Origin of the sequence: Pseudomonas sp. PICF6 (assembly GCF_009831705.1) — a bacterium.
Taxonomy (GTDB): Bacteria; Pseudomonadota; Gammaproteobacteria; order Pseudomonadales; family Pseudomonadaceae; genus Aquipseudomonas; species Aquipseudomonas rhizophila.
Genome location: NZ_WUUD01000016.1, coordinates 391,013 through 412,185, shown reverse-complemented (window position 1 = coordinate 412,185; position 21,173 = coordinate 391,013). Strand labels below are relative to the sequence as shown.

The 21,173-nt window shown below is 58.4% G+C and carries 22 protein-coding genes; 15 read left to right on the top strand and 7 right to left on the bottom strand.

Annotated features, from left to right (window positions below; genetic code table 11):
• Positions 1–497 precede the first annotated feature (497 nt).
• Positions 498–1,496, top strand: a complete 999-nt coding sequence (locus tag GSM73_RS09605; RefSeq protein ID WP_160892307.1) for an F-box protein — start codon at positions 498–500, stop codon at positions 1,494–1,496.
• Positions 1,497–2,040: 544 nt separating this feature from the next.
• Here the strand turns inward: GSM73_RS09605 and GSM73_RS09600 are convergent.
• From GSM73_RS09600 to GSM73_RS09585, 4 genes are all read right to left on the bottom strand, one after another.
• Entirely contained in the window at positions 2,041–3,378 is a 1,338-nt protein-coding gene (locus tag GSM73_RS09600) for a hypothetical protein (RefSeq protein WP_160892305.1), read from the bottom strand.
• Between the two features lie 54 nt (positions 3,379–3,432).
• Positions 3,433–4,227: a lytic transglycosylase domain-containing protein gene (locus GSM73_RS09595; RefSeq protein ID WP_160892303.1), complete on the bottom strand. Its 795-nt coding sequence runs from the start codon at positions 4,225–4,227 to the stop codon at positions 3,433–3,435.
• Between the two features lie 119 nt (positions 4,228–4,346).
• On the bottom strand, positions 4,347–4,706 hold the full coding sequence (locus GSM73_RS09590) for a hypothetical protein (RefSeq protein WP_107322407.1): 360 nt from the start codon (positions 4,704–4,706) through the stop codon (positions 4,347–4,349).
• Between the two features lie 97 nt (positions 4,707–4,803).
• A complete protein-coding gene (locus GSM73_RS09585) occupies positions 4,804–5,340 on the bottom strand; it encodes an RNA polymerase sigma factor (RefSeq protein ID WP_025213859.1) in 537 nt (178 codons plus the stop codon).
• 246 nt (positions 5,341–5,586) lie between these two features.
• Here GSM73_RS09585 and sctW point away from each other — a divergent pair, with 246 nt between their 5' ends.
• From sctW to GSM73_RS09515, 14 genes are all read left to right on the top strand, one after another.
• Positions 5,587–6,699 (top strand): type III secretion system gatekeeper subunit SctW, encoded by a 1,113-nt coding sequence (sctW, locus tag GSM73_RS09580; RefSeq protein ID WP_160892301.1) that lies wholly within the window; start codon positions 5,587–5,589, stop codon positions 6,697–6,699.
• Positions 6,699–8,798, top strand: coding sequence for a type III secretion system export apparatus subunit SctV (gene sctV / locus GSM73_RS09575; protein WP_107322405.1), 2,100 nt, complete (start codon positions 6,699–6,701; stop codon positions 8,796–8,798). Before sctW ends, sctV begins: the two co-directional genes overlap by 1 nt.
• Positions 8,799–8,815: 17 nt before the next feature.
• Entirely contained in the window at positions 8,816–9,775 is a 960-nt protein-coding gene (locus GSM73_RS09570; RefSeq protein WP_160892299.1) for an FHA domain-containing protein, read from the top strand.
• Positions 9,772–11,121 carry a FliI/YscN family ATPase gene (locus GSM73_RS09565; protein WP_107322404.1) on the top strand — a complete coding sequence of 450 codons (1,350 nt, stop codon included), beginning with the start codon at positions 9,772–9,774 and terminating at the stop codon, positions 11,119–11,121. The genes GSM73_RS09570 and GSM73_RS09565 overlap by 4 nt, the downstream gene beginning before the upstream one ends.
• A 2-nt stretch (positions 11,122–11,123) precedes the next feature.
• Positions 11,124–11,567, top strand: coding sequence for a type III secretion protein (locus tag GSM73_RS09560; RefSeq protein ID WP_107322403.1), 444 nt, complete (start codon positions 11,124–11,126; stop codon positions 11,565–11,567).
• Between the two features lie 7 nt (positions 11,568–11,574).
• The gene (locus tag GSM73_RS09555; RefSeq protein ID WP_160892297.1) at positions 11,575–12,135 is read left to right on the top strand and encodes a type III secretion system HrpP C-terminal domain-containing protein; all 561 of its coding nucleotides are present in this window, start codon (positions 11,575–11,577) and stop codon (positions 12,133–12,135) included.
• Positions 12,132–12,854 carry a type III secretion system protein gene (locus tag GSM73_RS09550; RefSeq protein WP_160892295.1) on the top strand — a complete coding sequence of 241 codons (723 nt, stop codon included), beginning with the start codon at positions 12,132–12,134 and terminating at the stop codon, positions 12,852–12,854. The genes GSM73_RS09555 and GSM73_RS09550 overlap by 4 nt, the downstream gene beginning before the upstream one ends.
• Positions 12,844–13,224: a FliM/FliN family flagellar motor switch protein gene (locus GSM73_RS09545; protein ID WP_107322400.1), complete on the top strand. Its 381-nt coding sequence runs from the start codon at positions 12,844–12,846 to the stop codon at positions 13,222–13,224. Before GSM73_RS09550 ends, GSM73_RS09545 begins: the two co-directional genes overlap by 11 nt.
• Positions 13,221–13,874 (top strand): type III secretion system export apparatus subunit SctR, encoded by a 654-nt coding sequence (gene sctR, locus GSM73_RS09540; RefSeq protein WP_107322399.1) that lies wholly within the window; start codon positions 13,221–13,223, stop codon positions 13,872–13,874. Before GSM73_RS09545 ends, sctR begins: the two co-directional genes overlap by 4 nt.
• 7 nt (positions 13,875–13,881) lie before the next feature.
• Complete coding sequence (sctS, locus tag GSM73_RS09535; protein ID WP_107322398.1) at positions 13,882–14,148, top strand: type III secretion system export apparatus subunit SctS; 267 nt, start codon at positions 13,882–13,884, stop codon at positions 14,146–14,148.
• A complete protein-coding gene (gene sctT, locus GSM73_RS09530) occupies positions 14,148–14,942 on the top strand; it encodes a type III secretion system export apparatus subunit SctT (RefSeq protein ID WP_107322397.1) in 795 nt (264 codons plus the stop codon). The genes sctS and sctT overlap by 1 nt, the downstream gene beginning before the upstream one ends.
• Complete coding sequence (sctU, locus tag GSM73_RS09525; protein WP_107322396.1) at positions 14,939–16,015, top strand: type III secretion system export apparatus subunit SctU; 1,077 nt, start codon at positions 14,939–14,941, stop codon at positions 16,013–16,015. The genes sctT and sctU overlap by 4 nt, the downstream gene beginning before the upstream one ends.
• Before the next feature lie 142 nt (positions 16,016–16,157).
• Positions 16,158–17,036 (top strand): CesT family type III secretion system chaperone, encoded by an 879-nt coding sequence (locus GSM73_RS09520; protein WP_160892293.1) that lies wholly within the window; start codon positions 16,158–16,160, stop codon positions 17,034–17,036.
• Between the two features lie 104 nt (positions 17,037–17,140).
• On the top strand, positions 17,141–18,445 hold the full coding sequence (locus GSM73_RS09515; RefSeq protein WP_178129670.1) for a hypothetical protein: 1,305 nt from the start codon (positions 17,141–17,143) through the stop codon (positions 18,443–18,445).
• A gap of 93 nt (positions 18,446–18,538) precedes the next feature.
• On the opposite strand, the gene GSM73_RS09510 is transcribed toward GSM73_RS09515, so the two are convergent.
• The 3 genes from GSM73_RS09510 to sctC are packed head-to-tail and all read right to left on the bottom strand — an operon-like array spanning position 18,539 to position 21,173.
• Positions 18,539–18,886, bottom strand: coding sequence for a type III secretion protein HrpV (locus GSM73_RS09510; protein ID WP_107322394.1), 348 nt, complete (start codon positions 18,884–18,886; stop codon positions 18,539–18,541).
• Between the two features lie 5 nt (positions 18,887–18,891).
• Entirely contained in the window at positions 18,892–19,101 is a 210-nt protein-coding gene (gene hrpT / locus GSM73_RS09505; protein WP_177513910.1) for an HrpT family type III secretion system protein, read from the bottom strand.
• On the bottom strand, positions 19,098–21,173 hold the full coding sequence (sctC, locus tag GSM73_RS09500; protein ID WP_107322393.1) for a type III secretion system outer membrane ring subunit SctC: 2,076 nt from the start codon (positions 21,171–21,173) through the stop codon (positions 19,098–19,100). The genes hrpT and sctC overlap by 4 nt, the downstream gene beginning before the upstream one ends.

Genomic DNA, 21,173 nt, shown 5'->3' with positions numbered 1-21,173 from the left:
CGGGAGGCTGGAACGCTGGACTCTCCCACAGGAAAAGGACTGATACGGCCGCGCTCAAAGCGCCTGGACGGCGGTGAGGCAGCGTCGTGAGGCTCCCTCGAACTAGCTTCCTGCTGATTCACATGGGTTTCAGTATGAGCGTCGATATGCCTCACCGGTGGGAAATATACCCCGCCTGGAATTCGAGCTGACATTTGCTTTCCTCTCATTGAACCTATTAAAAATCAAATATGAATCAGGTTGAGATTTTTCCCGGTGGCAGAGGCGCAATGTAACCAACGGTAAAAGTAACAACATTAAAGATAACGCCTGGGTTCAGGCGAATCACGTGGCTGTGAGTGGCTACTTGTTTGCGGTGAGTTCCCTTCATCGTTACATTCTGCGAAATTCCCGCGGTCCCTGTCCTTACATAACAGTTGCTGTAGCTGTGATCGGTTTGGGAACTCGCAGAGAATCTGGAACCACTCATTGGATTTGATACACAGGGAGTAATCACAATGGGCAACTGTATTTCCGGCGTGCGCAAGTATCATAGCGACGCCACCTCGATCGATCCATTACCGCCAGAGGCTCCTGCCGCCGGCCCAGCCGCCCGTCCACACGATGTGCAACCTACCGGAAGGCAAACAGCGCCGGCACGATCGGATGCCCCTGCAAACCATCCACGCGAGTCACTCTTGACGGGTATTCAGTTTAATCATTCATCTACAGGCCACTCACTCGGGTCCAGCCCTTGGAGCAATATTCCGCAAGATATGCTTTTGGAGGTGGCCAGTCATTTGCCTGCAAAAGACAAGGCTGCGCTCGCCAGGACAGCGCGTGCTTATCACCAGACCTTACCCAACGCCGGCCGGGAGCATGACCAATTGCAGAAATTGTTCCGCCAGTTCAATGCTGGTCATGGACGCGCTGCCCCCCAGGCAATAGACGATGCCTTAAGGTTATTAGCCTCATCCCTCCACTCTGCAGATCATCAAGAACTGAGTCGCCACCTGGCAACCTATTTGCAACGCCAACTTTCAGAGTTAAGCGAGGGTACTCGAGACGTTGAGCATTTGAAAAAAACGATCGAGCAGACTCTATCATTAATTGATACCTCACCCCGGCAAAGCATGAAACTCGCGGGCGCAATGGCGTCGTTGTTGAACTTCACACGCGCGCCGGTCTTGGCCACTACAGGCTTGGCTGCATCAAGCAAGTTGCGTGAAGTCGTCACATCGGCCCAGCCCATGGGAATGAGAACAACAAAAGACCAGATGGCCTGGACCTTGAGAAATATGAACCTGCATGGGTTGCAACATCTACCCGAGGAAGATCGAGGCGCCGCGCTCGAGCAACATATAAGCGCAATGGAAAACTTATATGCAACGAACTACACACCTTCAATTCCTATGATCAACCCGTTATCTTCCGCGACCCGAGCAGTTGCCTCGCTGCGTGCCTCAGAGCAGGATGAGCTTATGACCAGACTGAATAAGCTTCAACGCTGGGCTTGATAGGTAGATAGGATCGCATAATGGGCATCTGAGGCTAAAAATACAGGATGGTGCCTATCACCCTGACGCCTTGCATTTAGCCAGATATTTACAGCTTTAAAAATGCCCCGCCATTTTGCTGCGGCAAAAAAAAGCGCTTGGCATGAATGCCAAGCGCATACTCATAGCACTAGAAACTGGATATTTACCAGCCTGGACTAATACCACCTGCCATTACGGTTTGAGAAGCGAACCCAGCAGCCGAGATAGCCAATACCAGGTAGGCTTTAACCGAACCAACAGCTTTAAAAGTTGCTTTTTTCATATGCCACCCCCTTTATTAATGAGTGATGAAACGTAGTCTTCGCGATGACATCGCACTAAATGAGTGGTGCCTATTAGTTGAAAGGTTCCTCATTCAATTCGATTTCTCTGCCGCCCTTGAATAAGACGCATGATGCCATTTGCTCTTCCCGTTTTTTGTATTTTTATAGTTGGTAGCCTCAGTGTTTATCCAATCAGCAGCACCTGACTACGCCTACCGACATCATCCGAGACGCGTGAATCAGACGGGATTCTCCGTCGCACCGCCCCCCTCTCTGAGTCTGCGATGCTCCAGCACGCGGTCCGTTATTTCTCTCGCCGTAGTGACAGCGTCTCGCGCCAGCGCCTTGCCGGTCTCGAGAGTTGCATCAGCAACTTCCTGCGCTTTGGCGGGAACATCCTCTTGCAATACTTTTACGGCCGCATCGCTGAGGGGCTCGGTTGCAACACTGGCCACCCCATAAGAACCAAAAGTAAGTGCCGACATGGCGAGGTTAACCGTGTGGTCTACCACAGCGACCTCTCCTGGCCCCAGACCTTTCTGGGTTGCCAGGTCTTTGGCCGCATCGCGAGCCAGCGATGTCAAAGCGAAACCGCCACCCAGTACGCCTGCGTTGGAGACCAGACTTGAAAAGGATACCGCGCCACTCAAAGCCGGTGTCACATCGGTCAACAAGCTCAGGGGAAGCTTGGCCATACGTTTGGCGCCGTTTGCCAACGGGCTCAGTGGTGTACTTTCTTTCAGCGCTTGATATTGAGTCTTCCAGTCGGTACGACCTAAAAGATAGGCGGGCCCGGCACGATGGGCCTGCAAGTCGTTTTTATTCATAAGATGGGCATAACCTGCGCCGGCAGCCAAACTTCCCGCTGAGGTGATAGCCGTATCAACCGCCGAGGCAGCCTTCGGTCCGACTGTGGCATTCATGGCACCCGCTACCACCAAGCGCACAGCATTGCGAGCACTGAAAGTCTGCCAGGACAGCGCACATTCCCCAGCGTTACTCACCCTGGTTTCCTCCTTTTTGCTGGTCAGCGCTTGTTGCATCACCGGCTCCAGGGTTTCCGGCGGCGGCTTTAGCCAATAAGTGTCGTGCGTGGCTCTCGCCAGCAGACCACCGCCTACTGCATCCACCGCACCGGAAAAAGCGCCCGCCACAAAGCCGGTCAAGGCTGGATTATCGGCAACATGAGCCGTCACCTTGGGCGCCTTGTCCAAAACAACCGAGGCCGCCGCAAAGGGTACGGAAGCCACCCCACCTTGCACCGGAGCCGTTACACGATCCATGCGCGCCGCTTTGTCGAGCAACGCTTCGACCGTCTCCGGCGTCTCTCCCATTTCCTTCAATTCAACGGCCCGATCATGAATCAAGGCATTGATGGCCTCATGGTTCTCAGCCGTCCGATGGGGTTCGAACAGGCCGTCAAGTTTGTCCTTCAGCGCGATCAGCTCTGGAGAGTTGTCTCCATCAACAGACGATACGTCCCCTGTTCGCTCCAGGTGCGTTGATCGCGCATCGTCAACATGACGGCTCTCTAGTGTGCGCAGTGACACGGGCGATTCGGCTCTATTGATACCCATGAGGTGCTACTCCTTACATGCGGGTTTATGTTCTGCGCAAACGCGACGTGTCTATCAGCCAGGCAGTTGACCTCTGCCGCTTCCAATGATCTCGGCGAACTTCAATACGTTGGCCGGATAACCGGGATCCCCTACCCCTCCGGTATCCGCCAAATCGTTGCGATTCACCTTGTCGGGGCCGGAGTTATAGGCGCGCAGTCCTGCGCTGATGTCGCCACCGAAAGCATTGGTCTGATCGCGCAAATAGAGGGCACCCGCCATGATGTTGTCCCGGGGGTTGTTGACGTCGGCATTGCCAAGCAGCGCCGGATTGTCCCTCTTCAATTGAGCGAACGTGTCGGCGTTGACTTGCATCAAGCCAGCGTCGGTCTTGCCGTTGACATTGGTGCTGCTGGAATTCAGGTTGCCTCTGGACTCCGCCCAGATCTGCCCTGCTATCACGTTGCCTGGAACACCCGTAGCATTGGAGGCATCCACGATATCCTGGCGATACGGCTCCAATTGCGCGGGCAAGTGCAACCCACCCTGACCGCTCAAGGCCGGACTGCCTGCCACGCCACCGGCCTGGGCATTGTTGACTCCACCGCCAGGCGCAGCAGAACCGCCCGGTTGCGCCATCAACGTGTTGTGGGGGGGATGCCCCGGTTGGGCAATCCCACCTCCCCCGCCCCCTTCCTGTTGATTCATCAAGGCGTGGAGCCACTGCATGATGGCCTTCATGATGACTTCCATCAGTTGCATCATCAGCTCAGTTTGCTCGGTATCACTCTTCTGTGCAGGCACAGGCCCGTTAGGCACCTCCGGCGGCGGGCCGAAATTGATCGGCCGCTCGGGGCGAGCCGCGAACATATCGCCAGCCACTTCGGGATTTGAACCGACGTGCCGTCTAAACCGCTCATTGTGGTTTTCAGGCGCAAGGAGCGTGTCGGGGGTGGAGCTACGAATGGGAGAGATAGACAGGCTCAAAATCAATGCTCCAGGTTCGCTGACATGGTGGCGATCGGTTCGAAGGCGTAGTGCTCAGGCAAAGCGGTTTGATGTGTGGGCTGCGAAACAGCGCCGGTATCGAATAATCGCCTCATCAGTCGATCAAACTGACGTTTGGCTGAAGGTGATTTTTCGACGAGCGCTCTGGTCGTTTCCTGCAATACCAGCTCAATGCTGGTTGGCCTGAATACCAGTAATGTTCGGCTGGAAGCCAGGTTCGCCTGCACATTCCCGGCGCTTACCGATGATGTCTCGAATGTCCAGTTCGCAATCCGTGCAATAACTTGTCCGGCCTTCGAATTGTCATCAGGCCCTTGGCTGTAAGCGATGCAAATTCGCATACCGGGCACTCCTTGAAGATGGGATCTAAATAATGCGTGGAGCCAGAGGCGAAAGAGGTTCCCTGTTCTTGTCGCCGTGGCGCAGATTCGCTTGGGCTCAGTACTCGCTGGAGACTCGCCGCTTGAGTTGCTCGCGGGCCCGCGACAAACGCGAACGCACCGTGCCAACCGGTATATCCAGCCGAGCGGCGGTCTCCAGGTAATTACCTTCCATTTCCATCGCGACCCGAATCACCTCCTCCATATTCGGCGGCAAGGTTTCCATCGCACGAAAGACTCGCACCAGCTGACGCAAGCCACTGACCTCGGACACAACATCGCGACTGTCGGCCATTTCCAATACACCGCACTCTTGCAGGTCGTCATGAAACGGCTGGTTGTAGAGGCGCCTGAAATGACTGCGAATGAGGTTGAAGGCAATGCCGCAGAGCCAGGTCAGCAGCAGCGAGTCGTGCCGAAACTTGTGCTCGTTACGTAGCGCTTCGAGGAAGGTTGCCTGGAGCAGATCCTCCGCATCATCAGGGTTCGCGACCTTTGCCCTGATAAACAACCGCACCTTCTGCACCATCCTGCGGTCGAGCTGACGAAGGAGAGAAGCCGGAGCCGGATAAGTGATCGAGTTGATTACACACATGGACAATAACCATTTGGCGGTAAGTCCGGCTGTAAGAGCGATATGCGTGCCAACCGTTTGCGCGATCTAAGGCACTGTTATTCATGAAGATTTTTTTAAGTTTTTTTCTGTTCGTGCAATCTTTTGCATAAACCGATCGAAGTCGTCGCGCATTTATGCACGCCCGCGCGAAAGCTCTGAGTTCAGGAACCCGATGGTGGGTTTGCGCCACTCATTGCGCATGACTCTTTGCATCGATGCCGTCCCATGAAAATCCCCGGTTTCACCCCAGTCGCGATTCATTCGGTCAATCCGGCAAGCGCCCGCCCAGCGTTATCCGCTACGCAGACGGCGTCGCACATCGCAAAAGATCAGGGCACCACGCCGCACCAGGTGGCGCGATTCACCTCGGCATTGATCCAACAAAGCAAAGAGCTCAGCCAGCGTGAGCTGGTCATCGGCGGTACCGTCTTGCAATCAAAGGCGATGAAGCTCGGTGAGCTTTATCAGATGCTGATGGGCAGTAATGACAAAAGGCTGGATGAAGCAGTGCGTACCCTGCGCCAGACCCTGAAACGTCAACGCTCTGATGAGTCGCTGCTTGGCCGGGTGCTCGCCTTCGCTGGCGGGGACCCGGCCAAAGCGCACGTCATGCTGCAAGCAGCCATGAAACAAGCGCATCACGAAGGTGCCCGGGATGAGCACCAGGTGCTGTCGGATCACGCCAGCGCACTCCGGCAGCGCCATGGCAACAGAGCCCGCGCGGGTATCAATACTGCCCGGGCCTTTTCCAGATCGGGGCTGGACTCGCAGCGACGCAAGAATCTGCGGGAATTGTATTACAACGGCGTCGTAGGCCAGCCCACCATATCCAGCCTCATCGACACGCTACTGGGTCAGGAGGATGGCGAAGCGCAGTTCGAGCCGACCTTGCGCGACCTGCGTCGTGCCATTGCCGACGACCTTGCCTCAGTCAATCCATCGAGTCCTCGCCAGCAATTACGCACCTTGATGCATGGCGTGAATACCGCCAAGCATGTATCGACGCTGCTTAAAAGCTGCGAACACCTGCTCGGGCGCATGCGTGACAAGAACCCGCAACTGCAGGTCAGCGCACCGACGTTTCTCAAACACCTGCTCGTACTCTCGGGCAAGGGCATGAACCTGCAGGAAACCTTGCAACTCACGCAATTTATCGGCGGCGCGCAACTCAAGCATCAGTTGTCGTTTCTCAACGGCCTGCGCCCGATGCTCCAACAGCTGCCTATCTTGCTGTGGCAAGACCTCAAGTCCCGGCAGAATGCTTTGGGGAACCTGTTGTTGCTGATGGCCGAACTCACTCAGCAAGAGCAAAACCAGCTCAAGGGGAACTCGGCCTGATGAATCTGATTATCGACCTGCTAAACCGTTTGGCACTCGCGGCGATGCGCCGCTCAGAAGTCGTCGGTGCGTTTATCGTGCTGGCCATTGTGTTCATGATGATTACCCCGATACCCACCTGGCTGGTAGACATTCTGATCGCGGTGAACATCTGCATCTCCTGTCTGCTGATCATGTTGGCCATGCAGTTGCCCCGCCCACTCGCCTTCTCGACGTTCCCTTCGGTGCTGCTGATCACAACCATGTTTCGCCTGGCGCTGTCGATTGCCACGACACGCCTGATTCTGCTGGACCAGGACGCCGGCCACATCGTGGAAGCGTTCGGACAATTCGTGGTGGGCGGCAACCTGGCGGTCGGCATGGTGATTTTCATGATTTTGACGGTGGTCAATTTCATGGTCATCACCAAGGGGTCGGAACGGGTGGCCGAGGTAGGCGCACGCTTCACGCTTGACGCCATGCCCGGCAAACAGATGTCGATCGACAGCGACTTACGTGCCAACCTCATCAGCGTCCACGAGGCCAAGCGCAGGCGCTCGGAGCTTGGCAAGGAGAGCCAGCTGTTTGGCGCAATGGACGGAGCAATGAAGTTCGTCAACGGCGACGCAATCGCCAGCCTGATCATCGTCGCGATCAACATGATTGGCGGTATCACCATTGGAGTCATACAACACGGCATGACTGCCGGCGATGCAGTGCAGCTGTATTCGGTACTGACCATCGGCGACGGCCTCATTGCACAGATCCCCGCGCTGCTGATCTCCGTGACGGCCGGCATGATCATCACTCGCGTGCCGAACGAAGATGCCGCCGGGCCGGCCAATATCGGCCGTGAAATTGCCGAACAGATCACCAGCCAGCCCAAGGCCTGGATCATCGCCTCGGCGGCGATGCTCGGCTTCGCCGCCATGCCCGGGATGCCGACCATGGTGTTCGTCACGATCGCCATCATCTGTTGTGGCGGCGGCCTGTTGCAGATCAATCGCGCCAAGCCCAAGGGCAATCAAGATCAAGCGGCCCCAACAACCCCGGAAAATAACGGACAGGAAGACCTGCGAATGTTCCTGCCCAGCCGCCAGTTTGTCCTGCAATTTCATCCCAGCCAGAGTCTTGAGCGGATCGAAGCCCTGGTCAGCGAAATTCGTCAACGGCGCAATCGCCTAGTGGTGAACTTCGGGCTGACGCTGCCCTCGTTCATCATCGAATACCAGGCGCATCTGGAGCCGGATGAATTCCGCTTTACGGTGTATGAGGTCCCCGTACTCAGGGCCACGTTCAGCGAGACCTTGGTGGCTATCGATGGCTCCTCACAGGCCATTGAGAACGACCAGCAATACAGCAAAGGCAGTTCGGAACGGCAGGAAAGCCAATGGATCTGGGTACCCACCGATGCGGAGCTGTTGAACAACAGTAATACGCAGCCCATCAGCCCCAGTACGCTGATTATCGAACGCATGGAGCGCGCGCTACAGATTTGCGGGCCGCAATTCATCGGGCTGCAGGAAACCAAAGCGATCCTCGGTTGGCTGGAAACAGAACAACCGGAACTGGCGCAGGAGCTGCAGCGCGTCATGCCTCTCGCGCGTTTTTCTCAGGTGCTGCAGCGGTTGGCTTCCGAATGCGTGCCGCTGCGCGGTATCCGGGTGATCGCCGAAACCTTGATCGAACATGGGCAACATGAGCGCGATGTCCTGGCCCTCACCGATTATGTACGTATCGCCCTCAAGTCGCTGATCTACAACCAGTATTGCAGCCAGGAGGGGTTACTCGTCTGGCTATTCACCCCTGAGAGCGAAGGCATCCTGCGTGACAGCCTGCGTCAGACGCAAACCGAGACGTTCTTTGCCCTGAACAGCGAATCCAGCCTGATGCTGGTTCAACAATTGCGCATGGCTTTCCCGCAGCGCTCGTCAGAACGCGCGGTGATGTTGGTCGCCCAGGATCTGCGCGCTCCGCTACGGACGTTATTGCAGGACGAGTTCCATCACGTTCCGGTGCTCTCCTTTGCCGAGATCACCAATGCCTCCGAGGTGAAGGTCCTCGGCCGTTTCGACCTGGAAAATGAATTCCTGCCCTTGGAAGACGACTATGCGGCTTGATGTCGAGTGCCTTCGCGATGTTTGAACTACGTGTATTGAATGGGCTGCACCAGGGCGCGGCATTGCCGTTGGTCGGTGACCAATGGGTGATCGGCGCCAACGACGACCATGATCTGGCGCTGTACGACCCGGGCATCGCCTCGCTCCACTGTCGGTTGAGCAGAACCGAGGAAGGCTGGAACCTGGCTGCCGAACAGATGCCGATCAACGACGACGAAGGGCGTGCGTCAAACGCTATGACATTGACGCCGAACCAACCGTTCGCCATCGCAAACGTCTGGCTGTGCCTGGCATCCGCCGAAGAGCCCTGGCCTGACGTACCGGCTCTGGTCACGCCTGCGGATGCCAACGGCCAGCCGCCTCAGTCGTCAGCGTCTCCCACGCGTAAATCGATGCCAGGCGTGCCATCCTTGAAGCTGGTATCGGCGGTGATCGCAGGCGTGGTCGTAGGCCTGGTCGGTGGCGCCTGGGGCCTTAGCCAGTCCGAAGCCCCGCCGAGCGCCGTCAAGGTTACCGCCGCCAAGGCGCCTCAAAGCCCGGCGCAACCTTCCCCTGCTACCGGGCCTTCCTCATCCTCCGGCAGCACACATCTGAAAAATCGCGAACAGGTCCGCCGGCTCCTGACCACTCAATTGGCAGAACGCCTGCTCACGGAGGTCACCGTCGAGGAGCTTGAGGAAGGGTTGGTGCTCAAAGGCAACCTCAAGGAGGAAGCGCTGGAGGTCTATCAGCGAATGCTCAAGAGTTTCAAAGAGCGCTACCCCACCACGGTCCCGATAGTCGATCAAGTCGGCATCGTCGGGACCAGCTTGCCGTTCACCCTGGTGCAAATTATCGCTGGCAACAACGCTCACCTGGTGACCGCCGACGGCCTGCAAATTTATGTTGGCGATGTGGTGCAGGGGCTGCGTCTGACGCGGATAGAAGAGCACAAAATCATCTTCGATGGTGACCAGCATATCGAGGTGAGCTGGTGACCGATGCGCTTGAACAATGGGCTCGACAACAGCGCGCGCGGCTGACCAGTTGTTCGGCGGTGCGGATCAGCGGCAAGGTTTCGGCGGTGAGCGGGATCCTGCTCGAGTGCCAGGTGCCTGCGGCCAAGATTGGCGATCTTTGCGAGGTCAGCAAGGCGGACGGCAGCTCAATGCTGGCGGAGATCGTCGGCTTTACCGACCAATGCACGCTGCTCAGCGCCCTGGGCACCCCTGCCGGCATTCAAGTCGGGGCCCGTATCCAACCACTTGGAATAGCTCATCGCATAGGGGTGGATGATCAGTTGCTCGGGAGCGTGCTCGATGGTTTTGGTCGACCGTTGCTGGGCGACGGCCTCGGCGCTTTTGCCGATGTCCATGACTGTCGCAGCACCACGGCGGTGATTGCCGATGCCCTCCCGCCGATGCAAAAACCACGCATCAGCAACCCGCTGCCCACCGGTATTCGCGCCATCGACAGCGCCATCCTATTGGGCGAAGGGCAGCGTGTCGGATTGTTCGCCGGAGCGGGCTGCGGCAAGACCACGCTGCTGGCGGAGATGGCCAGGAATATGGATTGCGACGTCATCGTTTTCGGCCTGATCGGCGAACGGGGACGCGAACTACGCGAGTTCCTCGACCATGAACTGGATGATGAACTACGCCAACGTTCGGTCCTGATCTGTGCCACCTCGGATCGCTCCAGCATGGAGCGTGCGCGCGCCGCTTTCACCGCTACCGCTATCGCCGAAGCCTACCGTCAGCGCGGCATGAAAGTGCTCTTGCTGATTGACTCGCTCACCCGTTTTGCCCGTGCTCAACGCGAAATCGGCATCGCCGCCGGGGAACCGATCGGACGCGGCGGCCTGCCCCCCTCGGTCTACACCCTGCTGCCGCAACTGGTCGAGCGCGCCGGCATGAGCGAGAACGGCTCTATCACCGCCATCTACACCGTGCTGATCGAGGCCGACTCGATGAACGACCCTGTCGCCGACGAAGTCAGGTCGTTGCTCGACGGGCACATTGTGCTGTCGCGCAAGTTGGCCGAGCGTGGACACTATCCGGCCATTGACGTGTCCGCGAGCATCAGCCGGATCCTGGGCAACGTCACCAGCCGCGAGCATGTCCAGGCCAATAATCGTCTGCGCCAGTTGATGGCGGCCTACAAGCAGGTGGAAATGCTCCTGCGCCTGGGTGAATACCAGGCCGGCGCCGACCCGGTCACTGATCTGGCGGTACAACTGAACGACAGCATCAACCGCTTCCTTCGCCAGGACCTGCGCGGGCCGGTAGCGCTTGAAGAAACACTCGCCCAACTCAATCACATTACCTCGCAACTGGTGGACTGACCTTGGACGAAGATCTCGATACGGACCCGGAGCGCCAGGCGCTGGAGCGCGTCATCGGCCTGCTCGGCCCTTTGCGTCAGCACCGCCAGGCCAGTGCCGAACGTGCCCGTGCGCGCCTTGCACGAGAGGTGGCGAGGTTGCGCGAGCAACTGCTGGTCAGCGAAAGCTCAATGAACCAGGAGCGTACCAATCAGAAGCGCCAGCGGCGATCGTTAGCCGATACCCACCTGCAAACCACTCTGGAACTGGCTGATATCGACCGCTGGCACGAAAAGGAGCGACGCATGCTTGATCGCCTCGCCCAGATCCGCCAGGACGTCAGCCAGTTGCGCTTGCACATCGAAGCGCAGGAACAGTCGTTGCAACAAGCACAGCTGGACGTCAAGGCACGGCAACGCGCGGTGGAAAAACTTGCCTGCATGAGCGAGACACTCAGTGAGGAATAAGTGAGACATGACTAGCCCCATCAAGCACACGCCACCCCAACGCCCTACTCCACAGGCACCTGCCGCGCCTACAGCAAAACCCACTGCTGCGGCATCCTCGGCGCCGTCGAGCAAAGGCACCGAGGTCCAGCGCAACCGTCCGGTCGAGGTCAGGTCTGCCAACGACGGCGCCAGGCCGCTGGACGCCGACGCGATGTTGTTCATGCAGATGCTTGTGCCACCGCCGCCCGCCTACTCGGACGACCAGGGCAGCTCGGGCAATGGTGCGAGCCCGTTCTCGATGTTCGCGCCGCTCGACGGCATACCGACACAGTTGATTGATGAACTGGCGCTGCAGTTGCCGCAACAGGGCAATCGTCCTTTCAGCGCCACCCTGCTCATGCCCAATCTGGGCAAGGTCCAGATTCGTGCCCAGAAACGAGACAGCCATTGGGACATCGAGCTTGGTCTGGAACGCGCAGACGTCCTGGAGCGATTGACCAAGCACCATGGCGCCTGCCAGCAAGCGTTCGCCGAGGCGCTGGACCATGACGTCGAGCTGAGATTACAGCCGACGGGGCCTGCATGAAAAAACTCAGCCTGCGACGCCTGTCGAGCACGGCCGCAATGGCCTCCCTGACCTTGGGGCGCGGCCGTTTCCTGGAGTTCACCAGCGGAGCTGAAAAGATACGCATGACGCTCGGTCCGCTGACACCCTGCGGCGCCATTGCCGATGAGCGCTGGATAGGCTTGTCCAGCCGACACGGCCCCCTGCTGTTATCGAACGCCGATGCCCTGCTGAGTCTGTGCGGTGAAGTACCCGTTCTCACCGTCGAGCTGCCACAAGCGTGGTATTGGCAGTTGATCAATCAACAGCTGGCGCCGGTGCTGTCCGACCTGCTCGCACCGTTGGCGCCACTCGCCGAGGAACCGGTACTGGATGACCGCTGGGATTGTCGCGTGCTCATTGAGCGCAATGGCGAGAAAACCTACGGAACGCTAAGCCTCGGCGCCGAATCGCTGCTGCAGATACTGAATGACGCACCGTGGCGATTTATCGAGCAAACCGTGCCTGAGCGTTGGGTCCTGGCTCATCCGGTCATCGTTGGGCGCATGGATTTGCTGGTCAATCAGCTGCGCTCATTACGTCCAGGTGATGTGTTGTTGCCTGCCGAGGCGGTCTTCGACGTTCAAGGTCGGGGAAACCTGCAACTGGGCAACCAGCGGTGGGCGGTTTGTAGCGAAGACCGGAATGATCACTTACAGCTCAGGCTGATTCACGAAGAAGGCTCCATTCATGAGCAATGAACTGCAGGATGAAGAACCGTTGTACGAGTTCGACAGTAACGATGACTTGGCGGCCCGGGAAGCGAACGACGACCAGCAGGAACGGCTCGATCCGGCGCAGCCAGACGACGCCCTCCCGCAAGACGCTGCGCCGCAGCCGCCATCGCCCTTGGCCGGTGTGACCCTGGCGTTGACCGTACGGTGCGGCGAAGTGAAGCTGAGCCTCGAAGCGCTCGGCCGCCTGGCGGCCGGTTCCGTGGTGGATGTCACGGGCATGGCGCCGGGCGCAGCGACGTTGTGCCATGAAGAGCGGGTGGTCGCCTACGGTGAGCTGGTAGACGTGGATGGACGCTTGGGCATGCAAATCACTCGCTTGGTATTTGATCAATGATTCTGGATGGCATGAACCCGATCATGCTCGCGCTGTTTCTGGGGGCGCTCTCGCTGATCCCGTTGTTTTTGATTGTCTGCACCGCATTTCTGAAAATCTCCATGGTGTTGCTGATAACGCGCAATGCCATCGGCGTGCAACAGGTTCCGCCCAATATGGCGTTGTATGGCATTGCCCTGGCGGCGACGATGTTCGTGATGGCTCCGGTGGCTTATGAAATCCAGCAACGGGTGGCTGAAAATCCTTTGCAGATAGGCACTACCGAACAACTTCAAGCCAGCGTGAACACGGTCATCGCCCCGCTGCAAAACTTCATGAGCCGTAACACCGATCCGGACGTCCTGGCGCATCTGGTCGACAACACCCACCGTATGTGGCCTGCGGAACTGGCCGAAAAAGCCAGCAGCAAGGATCTGCTGCTGGCGATTCCAGCCTTCGTATTGTCGGAGCTGCAGGCCGGGTTCGAGATCGGTTTTCTGATTTACATTCCGTTCATCGTCATTGATCTGATCGTGTCCAACCTGCTGCTTGCGCTTGGCATGCAAATGGTCTCGCCGATGACCATTTCGCTGCCGCTCAAATTGCTGCTGTTCGTCCTTGTCCAGGGCTGGACGCGGTTACTCGACAGTCTGTTCTATTCCTATCTGTGAGGCTGCCGTGGAAGCGCTGGAGTTGTTCAAACAGGGCATGTACCTGGTGGTGATTCTTACCGCACCACCGCTGCTGGTCGCGGTGCTGGTAGGCGTGTTGACGTCTCTCGTGCAAGCCTTGATGCAGATCCAGGACCAGACCCTGCCCTTTGGTATCAAACTGGTCGCCGTGGGCGTGACCCTGGCGGCGACCGGCCGCTGGATCGGCGTTGAATTGATCCTGTTCATCAACATGGCGTTCGACCTGATCGCGCGCACCGGAGGCGCCGTTTGATGCCATTCAATGCCGAGTATTTGTTCGAACTGATGCTCGGTATCGCTTTAGCCATGGCCAGGATTCTGCCGTGCATGATGCTGGTGCCAGCGTTTTGCTTCAAATACCTCAAGGGGCCGCTGCGTTACGCCGTGACCTGCGCGGTTGCGATGGTTCCAGCGCCGAGCATCGGTCGGGTGTTGTCTGGGCAACATGAGAACTGGCTGATGATCGGCGGTTTGTTGCTCAAGGAAATGGTCCTGGGCGTGCTGTTGGGGTTGCTGCTGTATATGCCGTTCTGGATGTTCGCAACGGTAGGCGCCTTGCTCGACAGCCAGCGCGGCGCTCTCAGCGGCGGCCAGATCAACCCTTCCCTGGGGCCCGACGCGACGCCACTGGGCGAGTTGCTGCAGGAAGTGCTGATCATGCTAGTCATCCTGTCCGGCGGCCTCTCGCTGATTACCCAGGTCATCTGGGACAGCTACATCATTTGGCCGCCCACCGCTTGGATGCCGAACATGACGGTAGAGGGGCTGGACATACTGCTTGGCGAGCTGAACAGGACCATGCAGCACGCATTGCTTTACGCGGCGCCGTTCATAGGCCTGTTGCTGCTGATTGAGGCCGCTTTCGCCATCGTCGGTCTTTATGCCCAGCAACTGAATGTTTCGATTCTGGCGATGCCGGCCAAGAGCGTCATCGGATTGCTGTTTCTGCTGGTGTATCTGCCCACACTCCTGGATCTGGGCAACGCCGAACTCGATCGCTGGTTCGATTTGAAATTTCTGCTGAACCTGTTGGTAAAAGTCCCGTGAGCGAAAAAACCGAAAAGGCGACGCCGAAGAAAGAACGCGACGCGAGGGAAAAAGGCCAGGTTGGGCAGAGCCAGGACCTGGCCAAACTGCTGGTGCTGATGGTGGTCAGCGAAGTCTGTCTGGGCATGGCCGAGGAAAGCATGACACGCCTGCAGCACCTCACCGAATTACCCTTGCGACGACTGAACGACCCCTTCGCCAGTACTGCCATTGAGCTCAGCGGCACAGCGCTGTGGACACTTGTTTCCTTCATCGTCGCCAGCGTCGGCGTGGCGATTCTGATACGTCTGGCCGGCACCTGGATGCAGATCGGCTTCCTCTTTGCGCCGAAGGCCCTGAAGGTCGATCTCGGCAAGCTCAATCCAATCGGCCAGATCAAGCAGATGTTCTCTAAACAGAATCTGATGAACCTGCTGCTGAGCGTCCTCAAAGCGCTGGCCATTGCGGTCATTCTGTATGTCTCGATCATGCCCATCCTGGGCAAGCTGGTGCTGTTGGCCGACACCGATCTCGTCACCTACTGGCGCTCGTTGCTGGAGGTATTTCAGAGCATCTTGCGCAACACTTTGGGCCTGCTGCTGGTGATCGGCATGGTCGACTTTGCCCTGCAAAAATACTTTCACGCCAAGAAACTGCGCATGAGCCACGAAGACATCAAGCAGGAATACAAGCAGTCCGAAGGCGATCCGCACGTCAAAGGCCATCGTCGTCAGCTGGCGCACGAACTGCTCAACTCCGAACCCAGCACCGCCCCCCGACCGGTGGAGGACGCCGACTTGTTGTTGGTCAACCCGACCCACTACGCCGTGGCACTGTACTACCGACCAGGCCAGACGCCTTTGCCGCTGATTCATTGCAAAGGACAAGACGATGATGCTCTGGCGCTGATCAAGCGCGCCCAGAACGCCAAGATCCCGGTGGTCCAATGTGTCTGGCTGGCGCGCGCGTTGTACATCGTTCGCACAGGTCGCCATATACCGCGCGAAACCTTGCTGGAGGTCGCCCATATCTACCAAGTCATTCGCCAGCTTGATGAAGTCACAGAAGAAATCATCCAGCTGGAAACCCACTGACCCATCATCCCAGTCATAAAACTTTAATACCTGCGCGCTTTAATGGCGGTCAAAACTTCTGGAAGTTTTCCCCATGCATTCGTCGAGCTCGCGCTCCCAATCTCCGGGATCAATCCCGCTCTCAGAGCAAACGAACACATGGTTGTTGGAGGCCGCTGAGCGGCTCGGCATTCCCTCTGTGCAGGCGCGAGCGTTCTCCCGTAGCGCCCAACTGCCATTGCCGGGGCTGACCTTGCAATTGTCGCTCTGGCAGACGTCGCCTGTGCAGCAGTGGGTGGTGCTGGGTCTTCTGCCACGCCCCAACGGTTTACCGGTTGAGGTTTGGAGCGAGTTGCTGCTGCGGTCCAATTGCGCCATATCGGCAATGAGCAGTAGCAGTGTGAGCCTGAACGACAGCGGTGACGCCGTGCTCGTGCTGCGCCTTATCTCGCAGCCGCAACATCAGCGTGAAATGCTTGCCGATGAACTGAGCCATCTCTTGTCCGTCGCCGAGAGCCTCGTGGCGGGCGCCACCGCACTTCAAGGCAACCAAAGCGGCGCACCTCGACCGGTCACCACGGCACCGAGGCAAGGTGAGCACGCGGAGCAACAGGCGCAGGCAGCGATGAATCGGGAATGGCATCGTCCATTACTGATCGCTGCGCTGCAGCACTTGGACATCGCCGCCCCGCCCTTCGAGCAGATATTGACCGTCGGCGTGATTCAGGCCAACGGGCGTGCCTATGAAGTGATCGCTGACAGTGATCGCCAACATCTGCTGATCAGTACGCCGCTGGCGACTTCGCTGAACACGGCGACGCAACGCGAACGCGCGCTACTGGCCAACCTGCACCTGATGATGCTGACCCAATCTGCCGTGGTCCTCGCGCCACACGGCAGCGCCTTACAGGCGCGCTGGAATAGCACGGGGCTGGACGGTCAGGCATTTGCCGAATGGCTGCTGGACTTCGGTCAACTGGCCGAGAGCTTCATGCAGACCTCGGCCATTCGCCCAGCAAGGAATATTGCATGGACCCGATAACACCTAACCTGGGACGTATCCTGCCAGAACCGCAAATCGAGCTGCGGCATCGACATCCCACCGCTGATATTAATGCTGTGGAGCGCGGCGAGGCACCCGCTCACTTGCCTGGCTTCACTTCGCGCGCCCGCGCACATGTGACAGGACTGAGCCAGGCCTTCCATCGCGACTATCTGGCGCCGGCCGGCAGAGCCACGGGCGCGCTCTGGGAAAGCGCCAAGGAACACGGCGTGGCCCTGGGCAACAAGGTCGAGCGCGGAGCAAAGCTCGCGTTGAGCGACAGCGCGGCTAATTTGCCTTCCTTTCGCACAACGCTTGCCGCTGCGGGCCATACGGTTCAACAGATGGTCAACTGCGGAGCGCCTACCTATCTTCGCGAGTTGGCGTTCATGCATGCCTACAGTGCGCTCAACGAGGGGCTGGCGAAAAAAAGCCCGGGGGCAATGCTGACTTTGCAGGCCGCTGTCTCATTGACGAACATTGCCACCCAGCTCTACGTACGCCAACCGCGCCTGGATCGTCTCGCCGCCGACTCCAGCGATGCGGTACGTGGACACTTCGCCCTTAGCGAAGCGAAATGGAACGCTCTGACGCCCGATAAGCAAGACACGCTGCGCCTGCAGATGAAGCGCGATTCGCGCAACATCACACGCAACCAGATCGTCGCTGAAGCGCTTTATCTGGGCATGGGCGCCATGGGCGCCGCGCGTGGTGACGGTGCGCTGAGTGCGAGGGTTTTGGCCACTCAGCTACGCGACGTGATTTATGCCCTTTCTCGCGAAACCATGCAGGCCACCTTCAGCATGACCGCCCCCCAGGACAACACCAAGACCTACGGGGTCGACGAGGATAATATGCCGACGCTCGGCTGGGCCTACGGCGCCATGACCTTGAGCATGGGTTTCATGCTCGACTCCATCAGTGAACAGGTCTTGCCACCGGGCCAGACATTGACGAGTCCGGCACTGCTCGGGCCGGATCAGCAACCGCTATTGGGCGAAGCACTGGCCTCTTCCATTCAGTCCCTCGCCGGCACGCGCGCGGCATTCAACACCGTTGTCGCGACCCTCGACAACCATCTGCAGCGGCATTTCGACACGCGTCAGGTGGGCACCAACCAAGAGTTGAAGCCGAACCTGCCGCTCAAGGATTATGGCCGGGTCTTGGACCAATCCCCCGCCCGAGTCGCCTGGGCCAGCCTGGCTGGCGCAATCAATATGGCCACCGGCGAAGCATTGCGTGACAAGGTTCCGCCCGCCCTCTCCGGCTTTCTCGGGAATATGGGGACCGCAGCGGCGATGGGCTTGGCCTATCGCACGGTCAATCAAACGTTCCAATCCCACGCGAGTGTGCGCAAGGCTGTCGACAAACAAGCGGCGACGGCTGCTGCCGGGCAACAACCAGCTTGAGCCGCAACGTAACGCAGCGCGGCCAACAGTTCAGGGATTGCAAAAGGAAGGGAAAATGCGCCAGTAAACATTACTGGCGCATTTGATCGCAGGTCAGTCCAAGGGGCTCAAACCTGCCAACAGCAACTGATGTTGGCAGATATTATCGAGCACCGCGCGACCATGGGAGGATGACGGCACCGCATGCCAGACGACGAAATCGCGGTGGGCATCGAGAAACAGAAAATAGTCAGGGAACAGGTAGGATTGCGTGAAGCGCCGTTCCAGCGCCTCACGCAATTGCTGGGGCTGCAGCGCGCGACTGTCGATGTGCAACGCTATACCCCAATCATGGTGCTCATGCCGGCTCACGAAAGAAACACCCGCTGCTACCGGCCATACCGCTGTTTGCCCAGCAGCCACCCGTTCGTAGAACTCCGCTTTCCCCGAGACTTGTATCATGGTGCTCAATCCCGCAGTGGCACGACAGTATAGTCCGCGGTGTCCTGCGGATTTTCCAGGCCAGTACGCATGTCCGCTGGCCACCAGATCACCAGCTCCCGATTATTGGAGTCGGGACGGTCGCAAGACTGTCCCGAACAGCCGCCCGAGGTCGTCGAGCAACCGGAGAGCATCACACACAGAAGGCCGAACGCAGCCCAGTTCATCTTGGTCATCGGGTTGCCTCCTTGAGTAATGAGTCGCGAAGGGTCACGTTGCTCTTGAGCGACTGGGGATTACGCACCGCGACATAGACTTCGCTTTGTTCCCCAGGCTGCAACCAAGCGCGAGGCCATGCACTGACACCCAGCACCCAGCGCCCGCCACAACTGCTTTCATCAATACGCAGCGGTTTATCACCAGTATTGCGCGCGACCACCACGCCAATACTCCAGGCGTTGCGCCCATACCACTGGCTGCGATCGGCGTCGATGACCAGGCCCTGTTGCGTCGCGCATAAAGTGGCCGGCATGAATAAAGGCTCGTTACTCGGGGTAAAGCCAGTCGGTTGCACATCACTCAACAACTGAGTGAACGCGCGCTGAATATCAACGCGAGTGGGTTGCCCATCGCCATGGCGACCGTCGATTCGCCGGGCGGCGGAATCGATATCTTCCGGGTTACCGGTTTCTACATACCGGGCCGGGTCAACCTGGTTGCCCACCAACCGAGGCGTAAGAATGAACAAGCGCTCTATCTTGTTGGTGCTGCGGCTACTGGACGTGAACAGCAATTTGCCAATGAGCGGAATGTCACTGAGCCAAGGGATTTTGCTTACCTTGTCGCTCGATTGCAGAGAATGAAAACCACCAACGACCAACGATCCCCGCTCGGCGATGACCGCCTGAGTGCTGACACTGCCGTTACGCACGCTGGGTTTGGTGTCATCAAGCAGCGATGCTTCGACTTGTCCGTCTTCGATATCGAGGATCAACTGCACCTGCGTCTTGCCATTGTGTTGCATCGAGCGCGGAACCACTTGCAGGCTGGTACCGGCAGTAATCGGCTGGATATCGGCAACACGCTCCCCCGTCGCGGTGAGGAACTCGGTCCGGCTGAAATCGATGACAGCGGGCTGGTTCTCCAAAGTGAGGATCGAAGGATTGCTGATCACTGTCGCCGCCCCCTTGGCTTCCAGCGTACGGACCGCCAGGGCGAACCGTCCGGCGTTTTCGGCCGACAGCGTGGAGCTGCCTGATTCAAGCAAGGACCCTCTGACGTTGGTCCCTCCGGCCCAGACATTCCAGTTGCTGGACAACTCGTTCAACTCGTCGCGGTCGATATCGTAGATCACCGCATCGATTTCGATCAGGTTGCGCGGCACATCAAGCTGCCTGACCAGGTTCTCGTACAAGGCCCTGCGCTTGGGTGAGTCGTAGATAAGCACCGCGTTGTTGCGTACGTCGGCGGCGACCCGTATTCGCGACCTGCCAGCGGAGCGCCCCTTGCTTTGTGCCCCGAAGCCGGTAGCCACACTATCCAACGTTTGCTGCAACTGATCGTCGGCCAAACCGCTCAGCAAGCTCGGAGTACCTGCAAAACTGCTTCCGCCGCTTGTACCAGTTCCCAGCGCCGCGCCTTGCAGCCCGTTGAAAACACTCCCTGACCCGCCCCGCGGGCCACTGTCCAGCAACTCCTTGAGAATCGTGGCTACCCCTGAAACGGTCAGCTGTTCGTCCCGGTAACTGATGGTGCGATCGGCGGCGTTCGCATAACGCAACGGCAACACCACGACGTCCTGCCTTTCCTCAGGTTTGTCGACATTGCTGCTGTAGTCGCGAATGAACTGAACATACCGCGCAGGTCCGCTGACCAACACCACGCCCTCATCCGGCAGGACTCCCCAGCCAAATCGTGAATCGAGCAAACCGAGTTCAGTCAATGCGCCCTTGAGGTCATCAACGGCGTCCGGGGACACCTCGATTCGCTCGGTTATCTGGTCACGGGCGGCGCTGACGTAGAGGGTGTTGTTGTAGACGAACCACTGGAACTGATGCTGCTGGCCCAATCGATCAAGAAACGCCTGCGGGCTATCCGCGCGGATACGCCCCTCAACGATGCCTTCAACGGGGTCCATCTCAAGGTTAACGCCAAACTCTCGGGCAAATGCTTCAAGAACGCTTGAAAGCTCGGTCTGTTGCGCGTCGAACGCATAGGCCGTTTGTTTCCACGCTGGCGGTATCGCCGCGAACGCCGGGGCGCTCAGTCCCAATAACAGCCACGGTATCCACCGGTAGGCCTTACGCAT

Coding starts and splice junctions, on each gene's coding strand:
- GSM73_RS09605 (WP_160892307.1), top strand. CDS start 498: ATGGGCAACTGTATTTCCGGCGTGCGCAAGTATCATAGCGACGCCACC.
- GSM73_RS09600 (WP_160892305.1), bottom strand. CDS start 3,378: ATGGGTATCAATAGAGCCGAATCGCCCGTGTCACTGCGCACACTAGAG.
- GSM73_RS09595 (WP_160892303.1), bottom strand. CDS start 4,227: ATGTTCGCGGCTCGCCCCGAGCGGCCGATCAATTTCGGCCCGCCGCCG.
- GSM73_RS09590 (WP_107322407.1), bottom strand. CDS start 4,706: ATGCGAATTTGCATCGCTTACAGCCAAGGGCCTGATGACAATTCGAAG.
- GSM73_RS09585 (WP_025213859.1), bottom strand. CDS start 5,340: ATGTGTGTAATCAACTCGATCACTTATCCGGCTCCGGCTTCTCTCCTT.
- sctW (WP_160892301.1), top strand. CDS start 5,587: ATGAAAATCCCCGGTTTCACCCCAGTCGCGATTCATTCGGTCAATCCG.
- sctV (WP_107322405.1), top strand. CDS start 6,699: ATGAATCTGATTATCGACCTGCTAAACCGTTTGGCACTCGCGGCGATG.
- GSM73_RS09570 (WP_160892299.1), top strand. CDS start 8,816: ATGTTTGAACTACGTGTATTGAATGGGCTGCACCAGGGCGCGGCATTG.
- GSM73_RS09555 (WP_160892297.1), top strand. CDS start 11,575: ATGACTAGCCCCATCAAGCACACGCCACCCCAACGCCCTACTCCACAG.
- GSM73_RS09550 (WP_160892295.1), top strand. CDS start 12,132: ATGAAAAAACTCAGCCTGCGACGCCTGTCGAGCACGGCCGCAATGGCC.
- GSM73_RS09545 (WP_107322400.1), top strand. CDS start 12,844: ATGAGCAATGAACTGCAGGATGAAGAACCGTTGTACGAGTTCGACAGT.
- sctR (WP_107322399.1), top strand. CDS start 13,221: ATGATTCTGGATGGCATGAACCCGATCATGCTCGCGCTGTTTCTGGGG.
- sctT (WP_107322397.1), top strand. CDS start 14,148: ATGCCATTCAATGCCGAGTATTTGTTCGAACTGATGCTCGGTATCGCT.
- GSM73_RS09510 (WP_107322394.1), bottom strand. CDS start 18,886: ATGATACAAGTCTCGGGGAAAGCGGAGTTCTACGAACGGGTGGCTGCT.
- hrpT (WP_177513910.1), bottom strand. CDS start 19,101: ATGACCAAGATGAACTGGGCTGCGTTCGGCCTTCTGTGTGTGATGCTC.
- sctC (WP_107322393.1), bottom strand. CDS start 21,173: ATGCGTAAGGCCTACCGGTGGATACCGTGGCTGTTATTGGGACTGAGC.